Genomic DNA, 26216 nt, shown 5'->3' with positions numbered 1-26216 from the left:
ACTGCGGCTCAGCCGAACTTGCGCTGCGCATCCAGCGCCAGGCCGGCGCCGATACTGCCGAACAGATCGCCTTCCACCTTGCGCGCGCCCGGCACCAGGGCGCCGATATGCTCGCGCAGCAGGCCGACGCCGCTCGAACCACCCGTGAAGAATACCGTATCCACCGCTTCCGGGGCCACCCCGGCATCGGCAAACAAGCGGTTCACGGTGGCGCCGACCTGGTCGACCAGCTGGCCGATCGCGCCTTCGAACTGCGCACGCGACACGTCCAGCGACTCTGGCGGCGACAGCCGCTCGAGCTCGAGACGAACCGACTCGGCGCCCGACAGCCCGATCTTGGCGCCCTCGACCTGGATCGCCAGCCAATGGCCGGCGCGGTCCTCGATCAGGTTCTGCAGGCGGGCAATCTTTGCCGGCTCGGCGGCGTCGCGCGCCAGGTCGGCCAGCTGCGTCACGCTCTTGCGCGTATACGCCTGGTTGATGGTGTGCCAGGTCGCCAGGTTATAGAAATAGCTGGACGGGATGGCGGCGCCGGAACGCAGGTTGCTGCCCAGGCCGAGCAGCGGCATCACGGTCGCCAGGCTCAGGTATTTATCGAAGTCGGTACCACCGATGTGCACGCCGCCATTGGCCAGGATGTCGTCGCGCCGGTCGAGGCGCGTGGCGCGCTCTGGTCCCAGGCGCACCAGCGAAAAGTCCGAGGTACCGCCGCCGATGTCGGCGATCAGCACCAGTTCCTCGCGGTCGATCTGGGCTTCGTAGTCGAATGCCGCGGCGATCGGCTCGTACTGGAAGCTGACTTCGCGGAAGCCCACCGAGCGCGCCACCTCGAGCAGCGTGTCTTCGGCCAGGCGGTCGGCCTTGGCGTCGTCGTCGATGAAGAATACCGGGCGGCCGAACACGGCGTGCTCGAAACCCTGTCCGGCCTGATGCTCGGCGCGGCGCTTGACCTCGCCGATGAACTGGGCCAGCAGCGCGCGGAACGGCAGCGAGCGGCCGGCGACCTCGGTCTGGCCGTCGATCAGGCTGGTGCCGAGCAGGCTTTTCAGCGAGCGCATCAGGCGGCCTTCGTAGCCTTCCAGGTACTCGGCCAGCGCTTCGCGGCCGTAGCTGACGCGTTCGTCGTCGGCGTTGAAGAACACCACCGACGGCAGGGTCGGCTTGCCGTCTTCGAGCACCAGCAGCGAGCCGGCGGCGGAGTGGGTCGCGCCGGGACGTAGCCAGCCGACGGTGGAGTTTGACGTGCCGAAGTCAACGCCGCAAGCGTGCGCCATAGGAACCTTTTTTTGGAGAGGGGCGGTATGGTAACAGATATCCCGGCGCCTGTATCCCCCCTGCCCGGCCCGCCAGACCCGCGCGACGGGCGCCGATCCGCAGGCGCCGGCGCTATAGTCAGGCATACGGCGACCTGACTTGTACGATCGACCATGGAGGCGGCAATGAAGCGTGAATGGCTCATGCGGCGCAACTGTTCGCTGACGCCGCGGCAGGCGCTGCAGGTCTATCTGCTGCTCTCGAGCGCAACGCTCGGTATCGCCGCCGTCTTCACCTGGCGCGGGGCCTGGATGGTGCTGGCCTTTGCCCTGGTCGAAACCGCTGCCGTCGGCACCGCCCTGCTGCACTATGCGCGCCACGCGCTCGACCGCGAACGCCTGGTGCTGGCCGATGGCTGGCTGCTGGTCGAACGCGACGACGGCAGCCACCACATCGCCCTGCGGCTGGAAGCGCATGCGGTCAGGGTCAGCCTGCCGGATGAGCGTATGCGCACACTGATCCGGCTCGAAACCCGTGCCGGCACGGTCGAAGTCGGACGCTTCATCACGCCGCCGGCACGGCGCGCGATGGTGAACGAACTGCGGCGCGCCCTGCCCGCCGGTGCCCTGCGTTAGCTATCCAGCATGCTGCGAGTTGGTGCAAGTCAGTCGATTCTCGAAAATCCTGTAAGCAAGCTCTTACACCAGCACGGCAGCGCTACCGATGTTGTCGGCGTCATAGCTTTTGCATAATTGCTACTTGTCGCGCGCAGCTTTCTGCACGGGCGTGCGAAACGAACATATAACAAGAAAGCAAAAGGAATTGGACGAGATGAGCAACACCCCTCAGGCCGGCGCTGTCGTGGTGCACGGCGGCGCCGGTGCGTCGCGCGAGCACGAAGACGGCTGCGTGCTGGCCGCCCGGCGCGCCCTGGCGCAGCTGGAAGTCAACGGTGACGCGCTCGACGCGGCGATCGTCGCCGTCACCACCCTCGAAGACGACGGCCGCTTCAATGCCGGCAGCGGTTCGGTGCTGGGCCTGGACGGCGCCACCATCGAAATGGATGCCTCGATCATGGATACGCGCGGCCGCCTGGGCGCGATCGCCGCCGTGCAGTCGGTGAAGAATCCGGTGCAGTTGGCGCGCGCCGTGGCCGATACCCCGCACTGGCTGCTGGCCGGCGAAGGCGCCCAACGCTTCGCGCGTGCCATCGGCATGCCGGCCAGCGAACCGGTGTCCGAGCGCCAGCGCGCGGCGCACCGCAAGATCCTGTCCCAGCTGGCCGGCTCGGTGCCGGCCATGCCGGGCGTGAACAACAACCTGTTCGACCGCTTCTGGAACTACAACACCCCGCTCAACCTGCCCGAAGGCTCGGCCTGCGACACGGTGGGCGCGGTGGTGCGCGGCGCCGACGGCCACTTCGCCGTGGCCTGCTCGACCGGCGGCTCGGCACCCAAGCTGCTCGGCCGCGTGGGCGACACCCCGATCATCGGCAGCGGCTTTTATGCCGGTCCCGAAGGTGCGGTAGCGGCCACCGGCATCGGCGAACACATCGTGCGCCACCTGCTGGCGCGCACTGTCTACGGCTGGATCGCCGACGGCATGCCGCTGGCACAAGCGCTGCAGCGCGGTGTCGACCTGTTCGACCCGTCGATCGCCGGCGGCCTGATCGCGGTCAGCCGCAATGATGCCGCCGCCTGCAGCAACTCCGACATGCCCCACTCACGAATGGTACAGCGATGAACGATATGGCAATCAACGAACAGACCGCGGACACCCTGCAACAGCGCGGCGAACGCAATGGCCACCTGGTGATCATCGGCGGCCACGAAGACCGCGAACACGGCAAGGAAATCCTGACCCGCTTCGTCGAGCTGTCCGGCGGTGCCGACGCCCGCATCGTCGTGATCACGGCCGCCAGCCAGGTCGCCGACCAGATGTGGGAAATGTATGACAATGCCTTCGGCGACCTTGGCGTGAGCAATCGCACCCACCTGGAACTGACCAGCCGCCAGGACGCCAACAGCGAAGAGACGGTGCGCCTGGTGGCCCAGGCCACCGGCATCTTCATGACCGGCGGCGACCAGAAGCGCCTGCTGGCCCTGATCGGCGGCACCGCCCTCGACGCCGAGATGCACGCCGCGCTCAAGGTGCGCGGCGCCACCATCGGCGGCACCAGCGCCGGCGCCTCGGCCATGTCGGGCCACATGCTGGCCCAGGGCCGTACCGACCTGCTGCCCGAAAAAGGCTCGGTCAGCCTCGGCGCAGGCCTGGGCTTTTTGCACCGGGTGGTGGTCGACCAGCACTTCAACGAGCGCCAGCGCCTGTCGCGCCTGCTCTCGATCGTGGCCGCCAACCCCTACCTGCAGGGCATCGGCATCGACGAAGACACCGCCCTGGTGATCGAGCGCGGGGTCGGCATCGAGGTGCTGGGCGAAGGCGCGGTCACCGTGGTCGACGGCCGCACCATGATCACCAACCTGGCCGAGATCAAGGACCGCGCCACGCCGGAACTGATCGACGTGCGCCTGCACCTGCTGCCGGCCGGGACCAGATACTGCCTCTCCAGCGCCGACATGGCGCCGGGCCAGCGCCTGCCGGCGCCGCTGCTCGACTTCCTGGAAAACGTAACCAAACGGACGACGATGTCATGAGAATCAAAGAAAAACGCCTGCTGCGCGGCCCCAACCTGTACGCGGCCACGCCCTGCCTGATGGCGCTGGTCGAGCACCGCTCGCCGAAGGCGCACGGCTTCGCCGCCCGCCTGCTCGAACTGCTGCCGGCGCTGCCGAAGGAAGCGGCGGCGCGCCTGGCCGACGACGTGCTGCTGGTCGATGCGCTGGAGCCGGTCGTGATGGAACTGCAGCGCCTGGCCGGAGCGGCCGGCGAACACAGCGCCACCTTCGACGTGAGCGGCCAGCCGCAGCGCCGCCGCGTGGTATGCGGCTATGCGATCGAACAGGTGGCCGAACAGGCGCTCGAATCCGCGCTCGCCCTGCTCGATGCGCTGGCCCAGGGCCAGGCCTACGACCTGGAAGCCGCACTCGCCGCCCTGCGCGAGACCGCCGAAGACTATGCGATCGGCACCAGCACCGGCGCCGTGGTCAATGCCGCGCGCCGTCGCGGCATTCCGGCGCTGCGCCTGACGGACGAAGCCAACCTGTTCCAGCTGGGCTGGGGCAGCCGCCAGAAACGGCTGCAAGCCACCATTACCGGCGCCACCAATTCGATCGCGGTCGGCATCGCCAGCGACAAGCAGCTGACCAAGGCCCTGCTCGACCAGGCCGGCGTGCCGGTGCCGGGCGGCGACGTGGTCACCAGCGTGGAGGCGGCGCAGCGCGTGGCGCGCCGCATCGGGCGCGCGGTGGCGGTCAAGCCGCTCGACGCCAACCAGGGCAAGGGCGTGACCGTCGACTGCCGCACGCCGGACGACGTCGAACGCGCGTTCGACTTCGCGCGCCGCCACGGACGCCGCGTGATCGTCGAGGAATACCTGCGCGGGCGCGACTACCGCGTCCTGGTCACCGGCGGCAAGATCGCCGCCGCTTCGTGGCGCCGGCCGCCGAACGTCACCGGCGACGGCGTCTCCACCATTCGCCAGCTGGTCGAGATCGAGAACCGCAATCCGGCGCGCGGTGACGGCCACACCAATATCCTCACCAAAATCCCGCTCGACGCGCTGGCCGAGGAAACGCTCAGCAAGCAAGGCTACGACCTGGATACCGTGCTCAGCGCCGGCATCACGGCCGACCTGCGCGGCAATGCCAACCTGTCGACCGGCGGCACCGCCGAAGACGTGACCGATCTGCTGCCGAAAGAAACACGCGACATCTGCATCCGCGCCGCGCGCACCATCGGCCTGGACGTGGCAGGCATCGACGTGATCTGCGAAGACATCGCGCGGCCGCTGCGCGCGCAGCGCGGCGGCATCATCGAAGTCAACGCCGCGCCCGGCATCCGCATGCACCAGTACCCGAGCCGCGGCACCCCGCGCGACGCCGGCGACGCCATCGTCGAAGCGCTGTTCGGCGCCTGCAACGGGCGCATTCCGACTGTCGCCGTGACCGGCACCAACGGCAAGACCACCACCAGCCTGCTGATCGACCACACGGTGCGCATGGCCGGCCTGCGCACCGGCGTGACCACCACGGGCGGCGTCTACTTCAACGGCCAGCTGGCCTGGGAAGGTGACTGCACCGGCTACCATTCGGCCCGGAGCGTGCTGGCATCGCCCGAGGTCGACTTCGCGGTGCTGGAAACGGCGCGCGGCGGCATCCTCAAGCGCGGCCTGGCCTACGACAAGTGCGATGTGGCGGTGGTGCTGAACGTCTCGGCCGACCACCTGGGCCTGGACGGCGTCGACACCATCGAACAGCTGGCCAGGGTCAAGGCGGTGGTGGCCCAGCGCGCCACGCGCGCGGTGGTGCTCAATGCCGAAGACAATTACTGCGTCGAGATGGCCGACAGCCTGGCCGACGGCGTCGAAGTCATTTACTTCGCGCTCGACGCCGAAGACCCGGTGCTGCTGCGCCACGTGGAGCACGGCGGGCGCGCGCTGTACCTGCAAGACTCCACGATCGTGCTGGCCAACGGCCTGCGTCACGAAGCGCTGCTCGACGTGCGCGAGATGCCGGTCTCGCTGGGCGGACGCGCGCGCTACAACATCGCCAATGCGATGGCTGCAGCGGCGGCCCTGACCGCAAGCGGCTTCGGCAACGCCGAAATCGCGGACGGCCTGCGCGGCTTCGTCTCGGACAGCAAACACAACCCGCTGCGCTCGAACCTGTTCGACGTCGACGGCGTGACGGTGGTGGTCGACTACGCCCACAACTGCGCCGCCTACGCCGCCCTGGCCGACATGGCGCGCTCGATGACGCCGGGCCGCCTGGTGGGCGTGGTGGCGGCGCCGGGCGACCGCCGCGACGCCGACCTGATCGACATCGGCCGCACCTGCGCCGCCGGCTTCGACGAACTGGTGGTGTACGAAAGCGAGAACCGCGGCCGCGCCGACGGCGAGACCGCCACCCTGCTGGCGCGCGGCGCCAAGCTGGGCAAGATCGGCAACGAATCGCTGCAGGTGGAACTGGACGTGCACCGCGCGATCCGGCTCGGGCTGTCGATGTGCCGGCCGGGCGATGTGATGGTGTTCGGGTGCGGGTCGTCGATCTCGGAACTGACCGAGGCGCTGCGGCCGACCCGGCCGGATCTGGCGCGCAGGATCGAGGCGGCGGCGATCTGACCGATTGATCGCTGAATCAACGGCCCCTTCGAGGGGCCGTTTTCATTGACGGACCGATGTGCCCTGTTGGTTAGTTACAGTTTTAGTCTATCCTCCTACCAGCGAGAAGCACAAACAACAAAGGCGGCCCGCAGGCCGCCTTTGTTTGCAATCCGGTCGCGCCGGCTTACACCGTCTGCGCCGCAATCAGATCCGCACTCTCCGGATCGGTCACCCGGATCGCATCGACGAACACCTGCAGCGACGAGCCGCACGCGAACACCAGCACATCCCCCGGCTGGCACAGGCTCAGGCCGAGGCGGATCGCCTTGTCCACTTCGATTTCGCGATGCAGCGTGTCCGACATACCGACCGCTTCCTCGGCGCCGCCGATGATCAGGTCCACCGCCTCCCCCACTTCGCGCCCGCGGCTTTGCGATTCGTACACCACCAGCTCGTCGAAACGCTCGCCGCACACACGGCCGATTTCTTCCAGGTCACTGTCGCGGCGGTCGCCCGGCGCGGTGACGATGCCGACCAGCTGGCCCGGCAGCATGCCGCGCGCCATGTCGGCCATCGCCGCGTAGGCCGCCGGGTTGTGCGCGTAGTCGACGATCACGGTCACGCCGCGCACGTCGAACATATTGGTGCGCAGCGGATTGGTGCGCCCGTTCGACACGAAGGTCGACAGGCCAGCCGCGATCTGCAGGTTGGAGAAGCCGGCCGCCATCAGGCCCGCCGCCGCCGCCAGGGCATTGGCGATATTGAAGCGCGCCAGGCCGCCGAACGACACCGGCATGCTCTCGACCTTGATCACCGCCTGCTGGATATGGCCGTCGGCCACCACCAGCGCGCCATCCTGCAGGTAGGCGCCGCGGCCGCCGTCTTCCAGGTGCTTGAGCAGCACCGGGTTCTCCGCTTCCATCGAGAAGAACAGCACTTCGGCGCCCGGCTTGACGCGGCGCGCCATCTGCACGCACAGCGCGTCCTCGGCGTTCAGCACCACCGCCTTCGACGCTGACTGCGCCACCACTGCCTTGACTTGCGCCAGGTCTTCGATGGTCTCGACGCCGTCCAGCCCCAGGTGGTCGCCGGCCACGTTCAGCACGATCGCCACGTCGCAGCGGTCGAACGCCAGGCCGCGCTTGAGGATGCCGCCGCGCGCCGTTTCCAGCACCGCGACCTCCACTTCCGGCGCGCCCAGCACGGTGCGCGCCGACCAGTAGCCGGTGCAGTCGCCCTTCACGATCTGCTTGCCGTCGATAAAGACGCCCTCGGTAGTGGTGACGCCGGTGACCTTGCCGGCCATGCGTACCGTGTGCGCCACCAGCAGCGTGGTGGTGGTCTTGCCATTGGTGCCAGTCAGGGCGATCACCGGGATGCGGCCGTCGGACTTGCCCATCAGGCCGTCGACGATGGCTTCGCCGGCGTCGCGCGGCTCGCCCGCGCTCGGGTACTGGTGCATGCGGATGCCCGGCGCGGCGTTGACTTCGATGACGGCGCCGCGCTGCTGGGCCAGCGGCTGGGCGATGTCCTGGCACACGATATCGATGCCTGCCACGTCCAAACCGATCTTGGCGGCAGCGCGTACGCACAGCAGACGGGTCGATTCGGGCAGCAGGTCGGTCACGTCTTCGGCGGTGCCGCCGGTGGACAGGTTGGCGTTGCCGCGCAGTTCGGCGGTCACGCCGACCGGCAGCACGCTGTCGAATTCGAAACCCTGGCGCGCCAGCATGTCGGCCGCATGGTCGTCCAGCGCGATGCGGGTCAGGATGGTGGCGTGGCCCGCGCCGCGCGCCGGATCGGCGTTCTCGATCTCGACCAGCTGGCGCACGGTCTTGATGCCATCGCCCACCACGTGCGCCGGACGGCGGCACGATGCGGCGGCCACGCGCCCGCACGCCACCAGCACACGGTAGTCGCGACCCTGCACATGGCGTTCAACGATGATGCGGCGGCCATATTGGCGCGCGAATTCGAACGCGCGCGCGACGTCATCGGTAGTCTTGCAATCGACCGTGACGCCCTTGCCCTGGTTGCCGTCGAGCGGTTTGAGCGTGACCGGTGCGGCCAAGCGGCGCGCCACGCGCTGCGCCGCTTCCACGGTGGTGACCACGTCGCCTTCGGGCACCGGCACGCCGGCTTCCTTGAGCAGCGCCTTGGTCAGCTGCTTGTCGCTGGCGATCTTCACTGCGATGAAGCTGGTGTCGCCGGTGGTGGTCGCTTGCAGGCGCTTTTGCCTGACGCCCCAGCCGAGCAGGAACAGGTTGGCGTCTTCGGTGATGCGCTGCACCGGGATGCCGCGCTCGTACGCCGCGCCCAGCACCGCCGCGGTGCTGGTGCCGATCGCGTAGCGGCCGGCCAGCGCGCGCAGTTCTTCCAGGCCCGGCTCAAGCTCGAAGGTCTCACCGTGGGCCAGCGCCGTCACCAGGTCGACCGCCAGCTCGAACGCCGGCTGCGCCAGCTTTTCGATCTGGTAGGCGCACACGATGCGGACCTGGCCGGGCTGGCCGCTCACCGGGCGGGTACGGCCGAAGGTGACCGGCGCGCCGGCCAGGGTTTGCAGCTCGAGCGTGACGTGTTCGACCACGCGCCCGAGGTAGGTGCCTTCGTGCAGGCGCTGGGCGAAGCCGCTCGGCGCGATGCCGGGCACGCGTTCGCCGCGCAAGGATGGCAACAGGTTCAGGAGCGCTTCATTGAAGCCCGGCAGGTCGCGCGTCGAACGGCCATACAGGTCTTGCAGGTCGACGATCGACAACAGGCAGGGCGAATCGGCGTGGATGTTCGGTCCGCGCAGGAAGCGTTGTTCGAGGATTTGCACGTGTGATTCCCTTGTAATAATAATTTGAATGCCACGGCGGCTGCACGCTCTCTACATGCAGCCGCCGTCATCGCACTGTGCAGGCGGGTCAGGCGTCGAACAGTTGCGTGTACATGCGGGTGGCCATCAGCCCCACCGCCGTATGGTGGATCTCGGGCGACAGCAGGCGCCCCAGGATCGTCATCGCTTCGCCCTTGCCGCTGGCGCCGGCCACCTGCTGCTCGAGCAGGCGCAGCTCGTTGCCGGAGTCACCGTCGTCGAGGTTCGGGTGGCGCCGGATCAGGCCGCGCACCGGGAAGGCGCCGCGCTCGGCGTTCTGGCTCAGCGTGTCGAGGGTGCGCTGGCGCGCGCGCGCGGTCAAGACGCGCTGGGCCGCCGCCGGCTTGCCGTCGGCGCTGCTGGTGATCCAGTCGCGCAGCACTTGCAGCTCATAGGCGTTGAAGACGCCGAACATCTCGGCGCGCTCGCCTTCGACCAGGCGCCAGAAGCGGCTGTTCTGCACGTCTTCGCCGCGCTTGATCCAGCCGGCCTGCTCCAGCGCCGCCAGGAAGTCCGGGATCTGCGCCGGCTCGGCCAGCCAGTCGTTGACCGAGCGGCCGGCGACGCGGCAGTAATCGGAGTGCATGTTCTTGCCGGCGACGCTCTTGGCGGCCATGATGCCCACCAGTTCGGCGTGCAGGTCGAATTCGCCGATCACCGAGGTGGTGCTGGCGCCCAGGTCGTTCAGGCGGTAGCCGTCGACCACGCGCTGCCAGAAGGCGTCGCGGTCGCCCACGCGCGGCATCAGGTCGGCGACGGCCTGCACCGCCTTGCGTGCGTGACCGCTGGAAGCGTTATCCACCGTCACGTGCAGCGTGAAGTAATACGGGTCGATGCCGAGCTCGTTCAGTTCGTACGACGTGATCAACAGGTGCAGCGGCAGCTGTTCGTAGCCCAGGTTGTAGCCGATGACCTCGGGCAGGAAGTGCTCGGCATGATGACCCAGCGCCAACTGCAGCGCGCCTTGCAGGAAGTGGTCGTCGCTCAGGTGCTCGAAGTCTTCGCAGCCGTGCGTGGCCAGCAGCTTGCGATAGAGGGTGACGTGGTTCTTGTCCGGCAGGCCTTCACCGAGTTCTTCCAGATAGGTCTTGATCAGGGGATGGAAGGCGACGTTGTCCCACTGGCGCACCAGGCCGTACAGCCAGGCGCCGTCGACCAGCTTGGTCGGACCGACGCCTTTCAGGAAGTACAGCGCGTGCGCGCGGCAAGAGAAATAGCGGCGCGGCGCGCCGTTCTTGCGCGCGGCCAGGTATTCGCGGTATTGCTCGCCGACGGCTTCGGCGCGGCTTTCGATCCAGCCCTGCAGCTGGCTGATGTTGGCCGGCAGGTCGCTCGGCAGCTCGCGCGCGATGGCGATATGGTCGGCGACGAAAGCCTTCGCTTCTTCGGTACTGGCTGACGGATCGGCGTACAGCGAGAAATACACGTTTTTCGCGCCCTGGCCTGGTCGGCTGGTGGCGGCCTGCACTTCTGGTGCATCGGCGAACAGCGTTGGAGTCATGTGTCGGATCGTAAGTTGGTCTATGGACGATTGAACACATTATCCGGGCTGGGCCATGGCGCGAAAATCGGTAGGCGCGCTGCGAGAATGTAAGAGTGGGATTACAAAAAAGCATCACGCAGCGCAGCAAACCGTTGCTCAGCAGTTAATAACGGTGTTGATGCTTCATCCCGCTCGATCTCCCTGCTGCGCCATGCCGCGCTGCACGTCCCCGCCCTCGGCGTCGCCCTTCGCGATCGCCTCCTTGTACTGCTCGGCTTGCTTATCGACGATGTGCGGCGGGAATGGCGGGATGTTCGGGTCGGCCAGCACCTCCAGCACGAACGGCTTGCCGGCCGCCAGCGCCCGCTCCCAGGCCGCGCCCAGTTGCTCCGGATCCTCGACCCGTTCCCCGTCCAGGCCCAGCATCTTGGCAAACGCCGCATACGAGAAATCGGGCAGCTGCTGCGAGTCTTCGTACTTTGGTTCGCCCTGCATGCCGCGTTGTTCCCATGTCACGAAATTCAGGTCGCGGTTGTTCAATACCAGCACCACAAAGGTTTTGTCCGGCCACGCCTGCCAGTGGCGCGCGACCGTCAGCAGGCCGTTGATGCCGTTCATCTGCATCGCACCGTCACCGGCCAGCGCGATCACCGGACGCCCAGGGTGCGCCAGCTTGGCCGCCAGCGCGTACGGCACCGCCGAGCCCATGGTCGCCAGCCCGCCCGACAGCGACGCCATCATGCCGCGCTTGAGCTGCAGGTGCAGCGCGTACCAGGCCGCCACCGAGCCCGAGTCGCCGGTCAGGATCACATCCTGCGGCAAGCGCGGCGACAGTTCGGTGAAGGCGCGTTGCGGATTGACCGGCTTGGCAGGTTCCAGGGCGCGCTGCGCCAGCTTGCGCCGGCTGTCCTCGACGTTGCGCTCGATGCGCGCGCGCCAGTCGCGCCCTTCCTTGCGCTGCAACAGCGGGATCAAGGCGCGCAGGGTGGCGGCGGCGTCGCCCGCCAGGTTGACTTCCATCGGATAGCGCAAGCCGAGCATGGCGCCGTCGATGTCGATCTGCACCGCGCGCGCCTGCCCTTCCTGCGGCAGAAACTCGGCATACGGGAAGCTGGAGCCGATCATCAACAGCGTGTCGCACTCCTTCATCATGGTGTCGCTGGCTTCGGTGCCGATCATGCCGATGGTGCCGGTGCAGAACGGCACGTCGTCCGGTACCACCGCCTTGCCCAGCAGCGCCTTGGCGATGCCGGCGCCGAGCAGCTCGGCCACTTCGATCAGTTCGTCGGTGGCGCCATGGGCGCCGGCCCCGGCCAGGATCGCGACCTTGCTGCCGGCGTTGAGCACGTCGGCGGCGGCCTGCAAGGCTTCGTTGGAGGCGACTTGCGCGCGCCGTGCCACGCCAACGCCCGAGAAGGTGCTGCCGTGTTCGCGCGGCGGGGTCGGCACGGCATCCTCTTCCTGGATGTCGTTGGGGACGATCACGCAGGTGACGCAGTTGCGTGCCTGGGCGATGCGAAACGCGCGGTCGACCAGGTGCCGCACCTGGTCCGGGCTGGTCGCCATCTGCACGAATTCGCCCGCCACGTCCTTGAACAGGGTGACCAGGTCAACTTCCTGCTGGTAGCTGGCACCGAGCGAGGCGCGCTTTTGCTGGCCGACGATGGCCACCACCGGCTGGTGGTCGAGCTTGGCGTCATACAGGCCGTTGAGCAGGTGGATCGCGCCAGGGCCGGAGGTGGCCAGGCACACGCCGACCTCGTTCGTGAACTTGGCATGGCCGCAGGCCATGAAGGCCGCCATTTCCTCGTGCCGGGTCTGGACGAATTCGATCTTGTCCTGGCGGCCGAACGCGGCCAGGATGCCGTTGATGCCGTCGCCGGGATAGCCGTACACGCGCCGCACGCCCCACTGCCCGAGCCGCTCGAGCATGAAGTCTCCTACCGTTGCCATATCGAAGCTCCTTTCGCTGAATGGAAAGGCCCGCCGGCGGCTGCTGGAAAACCGCGGCAGGCTATGAGCCGCCGACTTTACGTGGCGAAGACAACGTGAACCGTGCGCCAGCGAGCATAGCGCCGGGATGCGGCGAAATTGATATCAGGGTAGCGCGCCGAGCGCCAGGTCGGCCACCAGCGCATTGCCCGACAGGCGCACCGGCAGCGCGCCTTGTTTGAGCATCTGCGTCATGGCGCGGTCGCCGTCGCCGGGCTGGACGTCCACCGCGCGCGCCGCTTCGGCCACGATCAGGACCTCGAACTCTTCCTTCAGAGCGTCGAGCACGGTATTCAGCACGCAGTAGTCGGTGGCCAGGCCGCACACGGCGACACGGCGGATGCCGCGTGCGCGCAGGTCTTGCCCAAGGCCGGTACCGTTGAAGGCGGAATAGGCATCGACCTCGGCGGTGACGGCCTTGGAGACGATCACGACATCGTCCGGCAGCTGCAGCGCATCGCTGAAGGCGGCGCCTTCGGTCCCGGCCACGCAGTGCGGCGGCCACGGCCCACCCTGCTGCGCAAAGGAACAATGCAGTTCGGGATGCCAGTCGCGCGAGGCGAATACCGGCAGGCCGCGTTCGGCATACAAGGAAATCAGGCGGTTGATCGGTGCGATCACGGCGTCGCCGTTCGGCACGCCCAGCTTGCCGCCGGGGAGGAAATCGACCTGCAGGTCGACGATCAGGAGGGCATCACCCTGGCCGAGCACGATGGCGCTCATCAGACATTCTCCACGTTGATGGCGCGCAGGGAAGCACGCCGCAAATGGCAGATTAACATGAAGCAGCGCCGCTCGCCGGGACGTAAAAAAGACCGCACGGCACAATCGCCGGGCGGTCTGTTCAGGCTGTCATCAAGGCGCTGGCGCGCCCGTTGATCAGCCCGCCTTGTTCAGCAGCGAACGCTGACGCGCGTAACCGAAGTAGACGGCCACGCCGATCGCCAGCCAGATGCCGAAGGCCAGCCAGGTATGCCAGCTCAGGAACGACATCAGGGCGACGCAGAAGATGATCGCCAGGATCGGCACCAGTGGCACCGCCGGGCAGCGGAAGGCGCGCGGCAGGTCCGGACGTTTTTTACGCAGCACGATGACCGCGATCGAGACCAGGGTGAACGCGGCCAGGGTGCCGATATTGACCAACTCGGCCAGCACGTTGAGCGGCACCACGGCGGCGATCAGGCCGAAGATGATGCCGACCAGCCAGGTGGCGAAGAACGGGGTGCCGTATTTCGGGTGCACGGTCGACAGTTTGGCAGGCAGCAGGCCGTCGCGCGACATGGCGAACAGGATGCGGGTCTGGCCATAGGCCATCACCAGGATCACGGTGCTCATGCCCAGGATCGCGGCCAGGTCGACGAAGCCGGCGACCCAGTCTTCACCGGCCACCTGCAGCGCCAGCGAGACCGGATGGTCGACGCCCTTGAAGTCCATGTACGGCACGATGCCGGTCATGATCGCCGCCACCACCACGTACAGGATGGCGCACACGGCCAGCGAACCGATGATGCCGATCGGCAGGTCGCGCGCCGGGTTCTTGACTTCCTCGGCGGCCGAGGTCACGGCGTCGAAGCCGATGAAGGCGAAGAACACCAGGGCCGCGGCGCTCATCACGCTGCCGGCGCCGAACGGCATGAACGGCTGCCAGTTGTCCGGTTTCACGTGGCCGACGCCGACCGCGATGAACAGCAGCACCACGGCGATCTTGATCACCACCATCACGTTGTTGGCGCGCGCCGATTCGCGCATGCCCAGCGACAGCATGCCGGTCAGCACCATCATGATCAGGAAGGCCGGCAGGTTGAAGAAGGTCTCGACGCCTTCGCGCGCGCCCGGCGCCGCACTCAGGGCGGCCGGCAGCGTGATGCCGAAGCCGGCCAGCAGCGACTGGAAGTAACCCGACCAGCCGACCGCGACGGTCGAGGTGGCGAGGCCGTATTCGAGCAGCAGGTCCCAGCCGATCATCCAGGCCACCAGTTCACCCAGGGTGGCATAGCTGTAAGTGTAGATCGAACCGGCGACCGGAACGGTGGAAGCGAATTCAGCGTAGCACAGCGCGGCGAAGCAGCAAGCCAGGGCCGCCACCACGAAGGAGATCGTCAGCGCGGGGCCGGCCGTGACGGCGCCCGTGCCGGTGAGCACGAAAATACCGGTGCCGACGATCGCGCCGATGCCCATGAGCACCAGGTCGGTCGGACCGAGGACTTTCTTGAGGCCGCCCGGTTTGGCGCCGGCGGCCAGCATGGCGTCCAGGTTTTTGGTTCTGAAAATACTCACTTACGTGTTCTCCATTCGAAAAATAGTATGGTCCCGCGTCTTGTCGTTCCTGGCGCCGCAGATCGTACGGCGCCGGGCGGGATCCTGCCTGATGGGCCATCAATCGCCTGACTTGAAACCGTCTTCGCTACCGCTGCAAAACGTCAACTTTTTGCAGGTGTGCCAATATAACCAGAATGTTGTTGCTTATCAAAGCAAACTCGTCAAAGTATTGCAATTTGCGTGCCGGAAACTGAAAACCCGAGCAGCAGCGCCTCGTTGTGTAAACATCGCGCGCGCAACAAAGAGATCTAACAAGCTTGATTTCCAGATTTCAACACAAGATAATGTCCTGCTGTTCCCAGTAGTTCAGCTTCGAGTTCAGCTCCGTAGTACAGCTTCGTAATCAGCGCGCATCAGCAGGCTCCGCCGGCGGGCTCGTGCATCCCATTCCCGCCCCGACCCGATGACCGCTCTCCCGCCGCAGCCGTTTCCCTTGCACCGCCCGTCCGCACCGGGCCCAGCGCGGCGCCTGAGCTGCGCCGTGGTCCTGGCGCTGGGGATGCTGGCGGGACCGGCCATGGCCGACACCGCCGCCCGCCTGCACGAGATCGCCGCGCTGGCCGAGCAGGACATCCAGCGCGCGCGCACCATGCTGGTGCAGGAAGGCCCGACCCTGATCGCCGGTGCACCATATGCGCAGCGCATCGACTACCTGCGCCTGCTGCGCCGGGTCGAGGTCGACAGCGGCAACCTGAGCGAAGCCTACGCCACCAACGAGAAGATCGTCGAACTGGCCGAAGCCGAGGCCGACCCTCTCAACCTGGCGCTGGCCAGCCTGGCGCGCATCAACCGCCAGCTCGACGACAACGACCCGGCCAGCGCCCTGGCCGCGCTCGAAACGCTGGCAGCGCAACACCGCGAGCTCGACAATCCTGAATTCCTGGCCGGCACCGAAGTCCTGTACGGCATCGGCTACAGCGCGGTCGGCCAGTACGACCGCGCGCTGCAGCATTTCCAGCGCAGCCTGGAGATCGTGCGCTCCCATCCCGGGCTGTGGAGCCCGCGCGAACCGGATATCCGGCTGGCCCTGGCGCGCATGTACGTCAATGCGCGCGACCCGGCCCGGGCGCTGGAAATCGTGCGCGAAGTGCGCACCGGCCAGCTCCAGCTGTCGGCGCGTACCGCAGCCACCCTGTGCTTCCTGGAAGGCCGGGCGCTGGTGGTACGCAACGACATCGGCGACGCGCTGGCCGCATTCGACCGCGCCCTGGCACTGGCGCGCGCCAATCACCTGATCGCACTCGAGGCCAATGTGCTGGGCAATATCGCCAACGCCAACCTGCGGCTGCAGCGCTATGGCCAGGCCGAAGCAGCGGCGCGCGCGGCGCTGGCGCCGGCGCGGGCCAGCGCCGACGGCGTCGGCCTGCAGCTGGCCGAAGCCCATCTGGGTTTCGCGCTGTTCGGCCAGGGCCGCGAGCGCGAAGGCCTGGTCCATATCGACGCCGTGGCCGCGCAGCTGCGCCAGTCGGGCGCGCTGTCGGCCCTGAGCGTGATGCTGGCGGAAAAAGGCCAGGCGCTGGAGCGCGCCGGCCACTACCGCGAGGTGCTGGCCACGGTGCGCGAGCGCGAAGCCATCGTCCACGAACTGGCCCAGAACGAACGCGAGAAAGCGATCTCGGCGCTGCAGGAACAGTTCAAGGCGCGCGAACGCGCGGCCCAGATCGCCACGCTGCGCCAGGAAAACGCGGTCAAGGATGTCGAGCTGCATAACCGCGGCCTGCGCCAGCTGACCACCACGCTCGGCGCAGTACTGGCGCTGGTGCTGTTCAGCGTGGTGTTCGTGCTGTACAAGAAGTCGGTGCGTACCGGCCATCGCCTGTCCGAGCTGAACGCCGAACTGGCCTACCTGTCGGCGCGCGACCCGCTCACCGGCCTGTTCAACCGCCGCTCGTTCCAGGAACGCATGCGCAGCCGCACCGGCGAAGCGGCGGCGCGCCCCGACGCGGCCGACTGCTTCACCCTGCTCGACATCGACCACTTCAAGCGCATCAACGACGAATACGGCCACACGGCCGGCGACGCGGTGCTGGTCGAAGTCGGACGCCGCCTGCGCGAAGCGACGCGCGAATCGGATATGGTCTTGCGCTGGGGCGGCGAAGAATTCCTGGTCTATTCACAGGGCGTGACGCCGGCCCAGCGGGTGCAGCTGGTGCGGCGCATCCTGGATGCGCTGGCGGCCACGCCGGTGCTGCTGGAAGATGGCACCGCGCTGCGCATCAGCGCCACGGCGGGCGCGGTGACGCTGCCGCTGGTGGCGCAGGATAGCGACGATGCGGCTGCAGAGAACCAGGCCGACAACCGGATCGACTGGGAACAGGCGATCGCGCTGGCCGACCGCGCCCTGTACAAGGGCAAGGAAAACGGACGCAACCGCGGCTACCTGGTGGCGGGCCTGCGCCGCCCGGACGGCGGGCCGTTCGACGGCTTGCAGCTGGACCTGATTTTGCCCGGGCACCCCGCCCTGCCGGCGGCATCGCCCATGCCCGCCTGAGCACGGCGCTGGCGGCAGCCGCGCAAACGTGCGCGTGAAGGAATGCGGTAGGCTGGCGGCGCATCCCGCTCAACCGGCCAAGGAGTACCGCGCTTGCCTTCCCGTCTTCACGATTTACCTTGCTCAAGCCGCACCCGCGGCACATCCGATCCCGATCCGCAGCGGCGCACACTGCTGCACGGCGCCGCCGCGCTGGCGGGCCTGGGCCTGGCGCCGCATGCCTTCGGCGCCGCCCTGCCCAAGGTGCCGTACGTATCGACGCCGCGCGACATCGTCGAACGCATGCTGGCGATGGCGAAGGTCGGCGCGGGCGACATGGTGTATGACCTGGGCTGCGGCGACGGCCGCATCGTGATCGACGCCGCCCGCCGCCACGGCGCGCGCGGGGTCGGCATCGACCTCGATCCCGAACGGATCCGCGAAGCGCGCGCCAATGCGCGTCGTGCCGGGGTGCAGGACCGGGTGCGCTTTCGCCAGGCCGACTTGTTCGCCACCGACTTCAGCCCGGCCTCGGTGGTGGTGCTGTACCTGCTGTTCGAGGTCAACCTGAAACTGATGCCGCGCCTGTGGCAGCAGCTGCGCGTGGGCAGCCGGGTGGTGTCGCACGACTTTCACATGGGCGCGCAATGGCCGCCGGAACAGATCGTGCGGGTACGCGACAAGACGCTGTATGCGTGGACCATCACGCCGGAGTTGAAGCGCATGCCGCAAGCCGGGCCCGACAACGCATCGTGAAAGCAAAAACGCCGCATCACTTGCGCGATGCGGCGTTTTTCGAATTCTTTGGTGGGAAGTGCAAGTTTCGAACTTGCGACCCCTGCAGTGTGAATGCAGTGCTCTACCCCTGAGCTAACCTCCCAACGAGGCCGTATTATGACACAGATGCTTGAGTTTGCCAAACAGCAAATTTGCTCAAACATCAAGACAAACACCGTTACAGACCGGCGCATGTCCTTCGAAAACAATCGGGCCAGCATCGCTGCTGGCCCGTCGAATTCTGGTGGGAAGTGCAAGTTTCGAACTTGCGACCCCTGCAGTGTGAATGCAGTGCTCTACCCCTGAGCTAACCTCCCGAAGCGAGGCGTATTATGGCACAGAATCACCGCGCCGTCACCCCTGCGGAGAATAATTCCTCCACACACACTGCCCTTTGACGTTCTTGTCCAATCCTGCGAGCACCTCGTCGTGCGCCGCGATTTCATCCACGCTGGCCGAGACCACGATGATGTCGCCCAGCGGTACCGATTCCAGCACGTCGCCGATGGTGGCCGCTTCGACCGCCACATCCATGGTCAGCGAGTTCTGGCCACGGGTCATCGCCAGGTACACGTCGGCCAGCAGTTCCGAGTCGAGCAATGCGCCGTGCAGCTTGCGGTGCGCGTTCGAGATCTCGTAGCGGTCGCACAGCGCGTCCAGCGAGTTGCGCTTGCCGGGGTGCAGTTCCTTGGCATGCACCAGGGTGTCGATCACGCCGCTGCAATGCTCGACGAACGGCTTCATGCCGATGCGCTGGAATTCGTGGTTCAGGAAGCCCAGGTCGAACGGCGCGTTGTGGATGATGACTTCGGCGCCGGCGACGAATTCGCGCAGCTCTTCCGCGATCTCGTGGAACTTCGGTTTGTCGCTGAGGAATTCGGTGGTCAGGCCGTGCACCGCCAGCGCGGCTTCGTCCGACTCGCGCTCCGGATTGATATAGCGGTGGAAGTTATTGCCGGTGAGCTTGCGGTTGAAGATTTCGACACAGCCGACCTCGATGACGCGGTCGCCCGTGCGCGGATTCAGGCCTGTGGTTTCGGTATCGAGGACGATCTGGCGCATGGTGCAATCTTGAAGAGTTAAAGCGGGGAATCAAACGACAGCCAGTATAACAGCCGGCCGCTGCGGCGACCGGCGTAAGCCCGCGATCAGCGCCGCACTGAGGCGGCGCCGCGGTTGGCCAGCACGTCGGCGCGCTCGTTGCCCGGGTGGCCGTTGTGGCCGCGCACCCAGCGCCATTCGACCGCATGCTGCTGCTGCACCATGTCGAGCGCCTTCCACAGGTCGTCGTTCTTGACCGGCTCCTTGGCGGCGGTCTTCCAGCCGCGCGCCTTCCAGCCGTGGATCCATTCCGAGATGCCCTTCTGAACGTACTGGCTGTCGGTGTGCAGTACCACCTGGCATGGGCGGTTCAGCACGCCCAGCGCCTCGATCACGGCGCGCAATTCCATGCGGTTGTTGGTGGTGTTCGGCTCGCCGCCGAAGATTTCCTTTTCGTGGCCGTTGGAGACCAGCAGCGCGCCCCAGCCTCCCGTGCCCGGGTTGCCCTTGCAGGCACCGTCCGTAAAGATCTCGACCTTGCTGGCGTTACTTGTAGTAATGGTTTCTTGGTTCATTCTCTGTTCGCCGCCGGCACTGCCGCCGGCCGCTTGCTTGTTTTCTTGTTCCAGGCCGGGCCGATGATGTGCATGCCCTTGACCCGCTTGATCGCGTGCACCACGTACACCGCGCCGAGATATGGCCACCAGCGGCGCCCCGCCGATTCCATCATCGAGAACCGGCTCAGCCAGTGCGCCGTGCGGCATGGCGGCGCGTAGCAGCCGAAATGACTGCGCGCCACATTAAGGTTCAGCAATTTTAGCCAGTCTTTGAGGCGCGGCATAGAAATGAATTCGCCCGACTCGGGCAGGTAGTCGTGGCTGGTGAAGCGCCCGACGCCCTGGCGCATGCCCCACAGGCTGGCCGGGTTGAAGCCGCAGATGATGATCTGGCCTTCCGGAATCAGGACGCGTTCGACTTCGCGCAGCACCTGGTGCGGCTCGGCCGCGAACTCGAGCACGTGCGGCAACACCACCAGGTCGAGGCTGGCGGTGGCGAACGGCAGTTCGGCGAAGTCGAGCGCCACCGCGATCTGGCGGTTGCCGGGCGCCAGCGCCAGCTCGCTGGCGTCCGACGTGCGCGTGGCCGCCTGCCATTTGTTGGGCATGCGGCTGGCAGCCAGCGCGTCGATCTGGGGCACGCCGATCTGGACCGCGTTGAAGCCGAAGATGTCCGCCGTCAGCTGGTCCAGGCAAGCCTGCTCGAACGCCGCCACGTAGGCGCCGGCCGGCGATTGCAGCCAGTTGTCGAGCGCTATAATGGATTTTTCGGAAGCCGCGCTATCCATGCCATTCCTTTGAAACACTGCTTCACACGATGACTACTATGACGACTTCGCCGCACACGGAACTGAGCATCCTCACCGTTCCCGCCTTTAACGACAATTATTTGTGGCTGATCCATGACGGCGAGCACGCCGCCGTGGTCGATCCGGGCGACGCCGCCCCGGTCCAGGCCGCCCTGGCCGCACACAAGCTGCGCCTGACCTCCATTTTACTCACCCATCACCATGCTGACCATATCGGCGGCGTTCCCGCCCTGCTGCGCGAGTGGGACGTGCCAGTGTTCGGGCCGCGCAACGACGGCATCGAGTTGGTGACCGACAAGCTGGGCGAAGGCGACCGCATCCGGCTGCCAGTGCTGGACCTGGAACTCGAGGTGATCGACGTGCCGGGGCATACGCTCGGGCATATCGCCTACGTGGCGCGCACGCCCGGCGTGCCCTGGCTGTTCTGCGGCGACACCCTGTTCGGGGCCGGTTGCGGGCGCTTGTTCGAAGGGACGCCGGCGCAGATGGCCGATTCGCTGGGCAAGCTGGGGGCGTTGCCGGACGAGACGCTGGTGTATTGCGCGCACGAGTACACGATGTCGAACCTGAAGTTCGCGCAGGCGGTCGAGCCGGATAATGCGGCGCTGGCGGCGCGGGCGGAGTCGGATGGCGCTTTGCGCGCGGCGGGACGGCCGACGATTCCGTCGTCGGTGGGGGTGGAGAAAGCGACCAATCCGTTCTTGCGCGTTACCTCGGCGCGCATCGTGCGCAGCCTGGTGGAGGCGGGACGGCTGGCCGAGAGCGCGGCGCCGGTCGAGGTGTTCGCGGCGCTGCGGGAGTGGAAGAATACGTTCTGACCTGCCAGTTCTGTCAGACCATGACCGCGCCGTCACGTAGAGTTGGCGGCTCCGCCGCCAACTCTACGCGTCAGATTTCCTCGTACAACGGCAAGGTCAGGAACTCGGCAAACGACTCCGACGTCGACATCTGCTCGAAGATCACGGCTGCGCGTTCATAGCTGGCATGCGTGCCATCGGCAGCGACCTGCTTCACCTTCTCGAGCTCTTCCGGAATCATGGCGCGCACCATCTCCGCATCGACCTTGCGCCCATCGTCCAGCACTCCCTTCGGCGAACGAATCCACTGCCACACCTGCGAGCGGCTGATCTCGGCCGTGGCCGCGTCTTCCATCAGGTTGTGGATCGGCACGCAGCCATTGCCGGCCAGCCAGGCGCCCAGGTAGTGGATACCGACATTGATGTTATAACGCAGGCCGGCCTCGGTGATCGGCGCCTCGGGCTTGAAGTCGAGCAGTTGCGCCGCGGTGACCTCGACATCCGGCCGCTGCTTGTCGAACTGATTCGGACGATCGCCCAGCACGCGCGTGAATTCTTCCATCGCCAATCCGACCAGGCCGGGGTGCGCGACCCAGCCGCCGTCGTAGCCATCGGTGGCATCGCGCGCCTTGTCGCTGCGCACGCCGCCCATGGCGACCTCGTTCTTCTCCGGGTCGTTCTTGATCGGGATCAGCGCCGACATGCCGCCGATTGCCGGTGCGCCGCGCTGGTGGCAGGTCTTGAGCAGCAGCAGCGCATAGGCGCGCATGAACGGCGCCGTCATCGTTACCTTGGGCCGGTCGGCCAGGCAGAAGTCGCGGTCGTGCTTGAATTTCTTGATGCACGAGAAGATGTAATCCCAACGTCCCGCGTTCAGACCAGCGCTGTGCTCGCGCAGCTCGTACAGGATCTCGTCCATCTCGAAGGCGGCCAGGATGGTTTCGATCAGCACGGTGGCCTTGATGGTGCCGCGCGGCAGGCCGAGTTCGTCCTGGGTCATGACGAAGATGTCGTTCCACAGGCGCGCTTCCAGATGCGACTCGAGTTTCGGCAGATAGAAATACGGGCCGGCGCCGCGCGCCAGCAATTCCTTCGCGTTATGGAACATGAACAGGGCAAAGTCGAAGATGCCGCCCGAGACGCGCTTGCCGTCGACCAGCACGTGCTTTTCGTCCAGGTGCCAGCCACGCGGGCGTACCAGCAGCGTCGCGACCTTGTCGTTCAGCTGGTAGCGCTTGCCATTCTGCTCCAGCGAAATGGTCTGGCGCACCGCATCGAACAGGTTGATCTGGCCGCCGATCTGGTTGTCCCAGTTCGGCGTATTCGAATCCTCGAAGTCGGTCATGTAGCTGTCGGCGCCGGAATTGAGCGCGTTGATGACCATCTTGCGCTCGACCGGACCGGTGATCTCGACCCGGCGGCACGCCAGCGCTTCCGGCAGCGGCGCGATGCGCCAGTCGCTGGCGCGGATGGCGGCGGTCTCGGACAGGAAATCGGGGCGCTCGCCTGCGTCCAGCCTGCGTGCGCGTTCGGCGCGCAGCGCCAGCAATTCCTGGCGCCGCGGCTCGAAGGCGCGCGACAGTTTCGCCACCAGGTCCAGCGCCTGCGGCGTGAGAATCTGTTCGTAGCCGGGCTGGAGCTTGGCGGTGATGTCCATGCCGGCGGGGATCGGGTTGTTCATGTCGACTCCTGAATGTTGTGGCGAATCCGGTTGCGGCCATGGCGCAGCGTGGCGCACGCCTTGGCGTTTGTCATTGCATCAAGTATATTCACCAAAATAGCGATAAACGATACAAATTCTCACTTCATTCGTGCGTTTTTGTATTAGATGAGCGCACACGACAGCGCGATCGAACACACAAGCATAGGCCAACGCAGGCGCGCAGATGGGCAAATTCACGCAAATGACGACCTTTGTCGAAGTGGTGGGGCGCGGCAGCCTGTCGGCGGCGGCGCGCGCCGAAGGCATCGCGCCGGCCATGATCGGACGCCGGCTCGACGCGCTGGAGGCTCGCCTGGGCGTCAAGCTGCTGCAGCGCACGACGCGCAAGCTGGTGCTGACGGACGAAGGCGTGGCCTTCCTGGAAGACTGCCAGCGCATCCTCGGCGAGCTGGACGACGCAGAGGCGGCGGTGTCGGAACGCAGTGCGCGCGCTACGGGCCACCTGCTGGTATCGGCCCCGGCAGGGTTCGGGCGCCAGCACGTGGCGCCGCTGCTGCCCTCGTTTCTGGCCGAACACCGCGACGTCACCGTCAACCTGAACCTGAACGACCGCGTGGTCGACGTGCTCGGCGAAGGCGTGGACGTGGCGATCCGCATCGCCAGCCTGAGCGATTCGAACCTGGTCGCGGTCAAGCTGGCCGACAACCGGCGTGTGGTGGTGGCCTCCCCCGCCTACCTGAAACGGCACGGACAGCCGCGCCACCCGGCCGACCTGGCGCGCCACAACTGCCTGGCGATCAGCAGCGACGGCAGCCAGCGCGGCTGGACCTTCCTCGACAACGGGCAGCAGTTGACGCTGAAGGTGGGCGGCAATATGGTGTGCAACGACGGCGCCGTGCTGCATGAATGGGCGCTGGCCGGCAAGGGCCTGGCGTGGCGTTCGATGTGGGAAGTTGGCGAGCAGATCGCCAGCGGCGCGCTGTGCACGGTGCTGGACGACTTCGCAGCGCCCGGCAACGACATCCATGCAGTGTTCGCCCAGCGCCGCCACTTGCCGCTGCGCATCCGCGCCTTCGTCGACTTCCTGCGCCGCAGTTACGCGTCGCCGGAATACTGGCAGCGCAACAGCCCGGCCGGGATTTCCGACATGCTCAGCATTAACGGCGAGCATGGGCGATAAAGAGAGCGCAGGCTAACCGGGAAAAGCACACCCCATGCGGCGCTCAAGAACTCGACGATAAATATTCAGACGAAAAAAATCCCCGGCAATTCCGGGGATTTTTATTTCGGTAGCGCTGTGAAGCGCTACGGAGCCGCGATTACAGAGGCTGGATGTTCGATGCTTGCTTGCCCTTAGGACCGGTGGTCACGTCGAACGAGACACGCTGGTTTTCCTGCAGCGACTTGAAGCCGGTGCTCTGGATAGCCGAGAAGTGAGCGAACAGATCTTCGCCGCCTTCGTCAGGGGTGATGAAGCCAAAACCCTTCGAATCATTGAACCATTTAACGATGCCAGTTGCCATTACAATTTCCTATTTCGGTTAGTTGGGCTTACGCCCGTTTCAGATCGTTTGAAGAAGCAAGAAAGAAATGACAGACAGACTGCACTACTACCTCGAACCCAACGATCCCACATTATACCGAATAAAAACCGCGCACGACCTCAAAACTAAATAAAAAAGCCGCACAATCGCAACGATTCCTAGAATCAATAATCAGAGCGATGCGATTTCGTTTTCGGTGGTAGAGAAAATATAGGTCATTGACAGCGTCGAAGTTTGCGCTGAATCAAATTAGGCTCAACAGCACCTTTGCGCAAAACACTTGCGTGCAAGACTGTTTTCAGCTCAGCGATTTGGGATCGCGCTGCGCTGCCGCGATGTACTCGTCGAGCTCGCCGCGCCAGATCAGCCAGTCGGCCGGTGCCACCTGCTCGAAGGTGGTCAATACCCGCAGGCGCTGCTCGAGCAGGCGTGCGTGGTGCCCCAGGCCGCGAAAACCAAACGTCGCTGCGGAGCCGGCCAGCGTGTGCAGCATCGCCTGCAGTTCGCGCGCCGCGGCGGCGGTGCCTGCGCCCGCAGCGTCGCCCGCGCCCGGATCGATCTGCTGCGACAGCGACGACAGGCGCTCGAGCGTGGCCGGCAGGCGCCCGGCGAACTTCTCGTTGAGTTCAGCCAGGCGGGCGAAAAATTGCTGGTCGGCCGGTTGCGGCATGGTCTCGTTTGCCCTTCTTTGCGAGGACTGGTTGATGGAAAAGACTACTTGGTGCCGAAGATGCGGTCGCCCGCGTCGCCCAGGCCCGGCACGATGTAGGCATGCGCGTCCAGGTGCGAGTCGAGCGAGGCCACGTACAGCTTGACGTTCGGATGCGCATCCTGGAATACCTGCACGCCTTCCGGCGCCGCCACCAGCGCCAGGAACAGGATCTGCTCGTCCGGCACGCCGCGCTTCTTGAGCACGTCGATCGCGTGCACCGCCGAGTTGCCGGTGGCAACCATCGGATCGCACAGGATGAAGGTGCGGTCGTTGGTGTCCGGCAGGCGCACCAGGTACTCAACCGGCTCGTGGGTGGCGGGGTCGCGGAACACGCCGATGTGGCCGACGCGCGCCGACGGCACCAGTTCCAGCAGACCGTCGCTCATGCCGATGCCGGCGCGCAGGATCGGTACCACCGCCAGCTTCTTGCCGGCGATGACCGGGGCGTCGATCGTGACCAGCGGGGTCTGGATCTGGCGCGTGGTCAGCGGCAGGTCGCGCGTGATCTCGTATCCCATCAGCAGCGTGATCTCGCGCAGCAGTTCGCGGAAGGTGCGGGTCGACGTGTCGTGTTCGCGCATGTGCGACAGCTTGTGCTGGATCAGCGGGTGGTTCAGGATATACAGGTTCGGGAAGCGCGGATCTTGTTTCATGGTGGGTAGCGATGGATTCTGCAGCGATGCTTGAGGCCAGCATTATCCCAGCCGCGCGGCCATTTGT

Annotated in this window: 21 protein-coding genes and 2 tRNA genes; 8 read left to right on the top strand and 15 right to left on the bottom strand. The window is 66.3% G+C overall.

The genetic code is table 11. The features are described from left to right. Positions 1-8: 8 nt before the first annotated feature. Complete coding sequence (locus RTQ83_RS15550) at positions 9-1274, bottom strand: Hsp70 family protein (RefSeq protein WP_312516419.1); 1266 nt, start codon at positions 1272-1274, stop codon at positions 9-11. 165 nt (positions 1275-1439) lie between these two features. Here RTQ83_RS15550 and RTQ83_RS15545 point away from each other — a divergent pair, with 165 nt between their 5' ends. From RTQ83_RS15545 to cphA (RTQ83_RS15530), 4 genes are all read left to right on the top strand, one after another. Beyond that, positions 1440-1889, top strand: coding sequence for a DUF2244 domain-containing protein (locus RTQ83_RS15545; RefSeq protein ID WP_312516417.1), 450 nt, complete (start codon positions 1440-1442; stop codon positions 1887-1889). Between the two features lie 196 nt (positions 1890-2085). After that, the gene (locus RTQ83_RS15540) at positions 2086-2997 is read left to right on the top strand and encodes an isoaspartyl peptidase/L-asparaginase (protein ID WP_312516415.1); all 912 of its coding nucleotides are present in this window, start codon (positions 2086-2088) and stop codon (positions 2995-2997) included. Then, positions 2994-3908 carry a cyanophycinase gene (locus RTQ83_RS15535; protein WP_312516413.1) on the top strand — a complete coding sequence of 305 codons (915 nt, stop codon included), beginning with the start codon at positions 2994-2996 and terminating at the stop codon, positions 3906-3908. Before RTQ83_RS15540 ends, RTQ83_RS15535 begins: the two co-directional genes overlap by 4 nt. Further along, positions 3905-6493, top strand: a complete 2589-nt coding sequence (cphA, locus tag RTQ83_RS15530) for a cyanophycin synthetase (RefSeq protein ID WP_312516411.1) — start codon at positions 3905-3907, stop codon at positions 6491-6493. The genes RTQ83_RS15535 and cphA (RTQ83_RS15530) overlap by 4 nt, the downstream gene beginning before the upstream one ends. A gap of 166 nt (positions 6494-6659) precedes the next feature. Here the strand turns inward: cphA (RTQ83_RS15530) and cphA (RTQ83_RS15525) are convergent, their stop codons facing one another. The 5 genes from cphA (RTQ83_RS15525) to RTQ83_RS15505 all read right to left on the bottom strand — a co-directional run bounded on the left by cphA (RTQ83_RS15525) (position 6660) and on the right by RTQ83_RS15505 (position 15084). Continuing rightward, positions 6660-9293: a cyanophycin synthetase gene (gene cphA / locus RTQ83_RS15525; protein WP_312516410.1), complete on the bottom strand. Its 2634-nt coding sequence runs from the start codon at positions 9291-9293 to the stop codon at positions 6660-6662. Between the two features lie 88 nt (positions 9294-9381). Next, entirely contained in the window at positions 9382-10833 is a 1452-nt protein-coding gene (locus tag RTQ83_RS15520; protein WP_312516409.1) for an iron-containing redox enzyme family protein, read from the bottom strand. A 165-nt stretch (positions 10834-10998) separates the two neighbouring features. Then, complete coding sequence (locus RTQ83_RS15515; RefSeq protein WP_312516407.1) at positions 10999-12768, bottom strand: thiamine pyrophosphate-requiring protein; 1770 nt, start codon at positions 12766-12768, stop codon at positions 10999-11001. A 144-nt stretch (positions 12769-12912) separates the two neighbouring features. Beyond that, a complete protein-coding gene (locus RTQ83_RS15510) occupies positions 12913-13530 on the bottom strand; it encodes an isochorismatase family protein (protein WP_312516405.1) in 618 nt (205 codons plus the stop codon). Between the two features lie 156 nt (positions 13531-13686). Beyond that, a complete protein-coding gene (locus RTQ83_RS15505; RefSeq protein WP_312516403.1) occupies positions 13687-15084 on the bottom strand; it encodes an amino acid permease in 1398 nt (465 codons plus the stop codon). Between the two features lie 445 nt (positions 15085-15529). Here RTQ83_RS15505 and RTQ83_RS15500 point away from each other — a divergent pair, with 445 nt between their 5' ends. Beyond that, positions 15530-17617 (top strand): diguanylate cyclase, encoded by a 2088-nt coding sequence (locus RTQ83_RS15500; protein ID WP_312516401.1) that lies wholly within the window; start codon positions 15530-15532, stop codon positions 17615-17617. Positions 17618-17710: 93 nt separating this feature from the next. Then, positions 17711-18352 (top strand): class I SAM-dependent methyltransferase, encoded by a 642-nt coding sequence (locus RTQ83_RS15495; RefSeq protein ID WP_312516399.1) that lies wholly within the window; start codon positions 17711-17713, stop codon positions 18350-18352. Positions 18353-18401: 49 nt separating this feature from the next. Here RTQ83_RS15495 and RTQ83_RS15490 read toward each other — a convergent pair. From RTQ83_RS15490 to RTQ83_RS15470, 5 genes are all read right to left on the bottom strand, one after another. Then, positions 18402-18476, bottom strand: a tRNA-Val gene (locus RTQ83_RS15490). Between the two features lie 139 nt (positions 18477-18615). Continuing rightward, positions 18616-18690, bottom strand: a tRNA-Val gene (locus RTQ83_RS15485). A 37-nt stretch (positions 18691-18727) separates the two neighbouring features. After that, complete coding sequence (gene dnaQ, locus RTQ83_RS15480) at positions 18728-19435, bottom strand: DNA polymerase III subunit epsilon (RefSeq protein WP_312516397.1); 708 nt, start codon at positions 19433-19435, stop codon at positions 18728-18730. An 86-nt stretch (positions 19436-19521) separates the two neighbouring features. Continuing rightward, entirely contained in the window at positions 19522-19989 is a 468-nt protein-coding gene (rnhA, locus tag RTQ83_RS15475) for a ribonuclease HI (RefSeq protein WP_312516395.1), read from the bottom strand. After that, positions 19986-20759: a class I SAM-dependent methyltransferase gene (locus RTQ83_RS15470; protein ID WP_312516394.1), complete on the bottom strand. Its 774-nt coding sequence runs from the start codon at positions 20757-20759 to the stop codon at positions 19986-19988. Before RTQ83_RS15470 ends, rnhA begins: the two co-directional genes overlap by 4 nt. A gap of 38 nt (positions 20760-20797) precedes the next feature. On the opposite strand from RTQ83_RS15470, the gene gloB reads away from it, so the two are divergent. Further along, positions 20798-21598, top strand: a complete 801-nt coding sequence (gene gloB / locus RTQ83_RS15465) for a hydroxyacylglutathione hydrolase (protein WP_312516392.1) — start codon at positions 20798-20800, stop codon at positions 21596-21598. Positions 21599-21668: 70 nt separating this feature from the next. On the opposite strand, the gene aceB is transcribed toward gloB, so the two are convergent. Continuing rightward, positions 21669-23258, bottom strand: a complete 1590-nt coding sequence (aceB, locus tag RTQ83_RS15460; RefSeq protein ID WP_312516390.1) for a malate synthase A — start codon at positions 23256-23258, stop codon at positions 21669-21671. Between the two features lie 205 nt (positions 23259-23463). Between aceB and RTQ83_RS15455 the strand changes: the two genes are divergently transcribed. Next, a complete protein-coding gene (locus RTQ83_RS15455; protein ID WP_312516388.1) occupies positions 23464-24420 on the top strand; it encodes a LysR family transcriptional regulator in 957 nt (318 codons plus the stop codon). A 139-nt stretch (positions 24421-24559) separates the two neighbouring features. On the opposite strand, the gene RTQ83_RS15450 is transcribed toward RTQ83_RS15455, so the two are convergent. The 3 genes from RTQ83_RS15450 to upp form a co-directional block, all read right to left on the bottom strand. Continuing rightward, complete coding sequence (locus tag RTQ83_RS15450; protein ID WP_005670341.1) at positions 24560-24763, bottom strand: cold-shock protein; 204 nt, start codon at positions 24761-24763, stop codon at positions 24560-24562. Positions 24764-25082: 319 nt separating this feature from the next. Then, a complete protein-coding gene (locus RTQ83_RS15445; protein WP_312516386.1) occupies positions 25083-25454 on the bottom strand; it encodes an Hpt domain-containing protein in 372 nt (123 codons plus the stop codon). A 44-nt stretch (positions 25455-25498) separates the two neighbouring features. Then, positions 25499-26149: a uracil phosphoribosyltransferase gene (gene upp / locus RTQ83_RS15440; RefSeq protein WP_312516384.1), complete on the bottom strand. Its 651-nt coding sequence runs from the start codon at positions 26147-26149 to the stop codon at positions 25499-25501. Positions 26150-26216: the final 67 nt, after the last annotated feature.

Origin of the sequence: Massilia sp. (assembly GCF_031995545.1) — a bacterium.
Lineage (GTDB): Bacteria > Pseudomonadota > Gammaproteobacteria > Burkholderiales > Burkholderiaceae_D > Telluria.
Note: the sequence above shows the minus strand (reverse complement) of the source record. Positions and strands in the feature narration are given on the sequence as shown.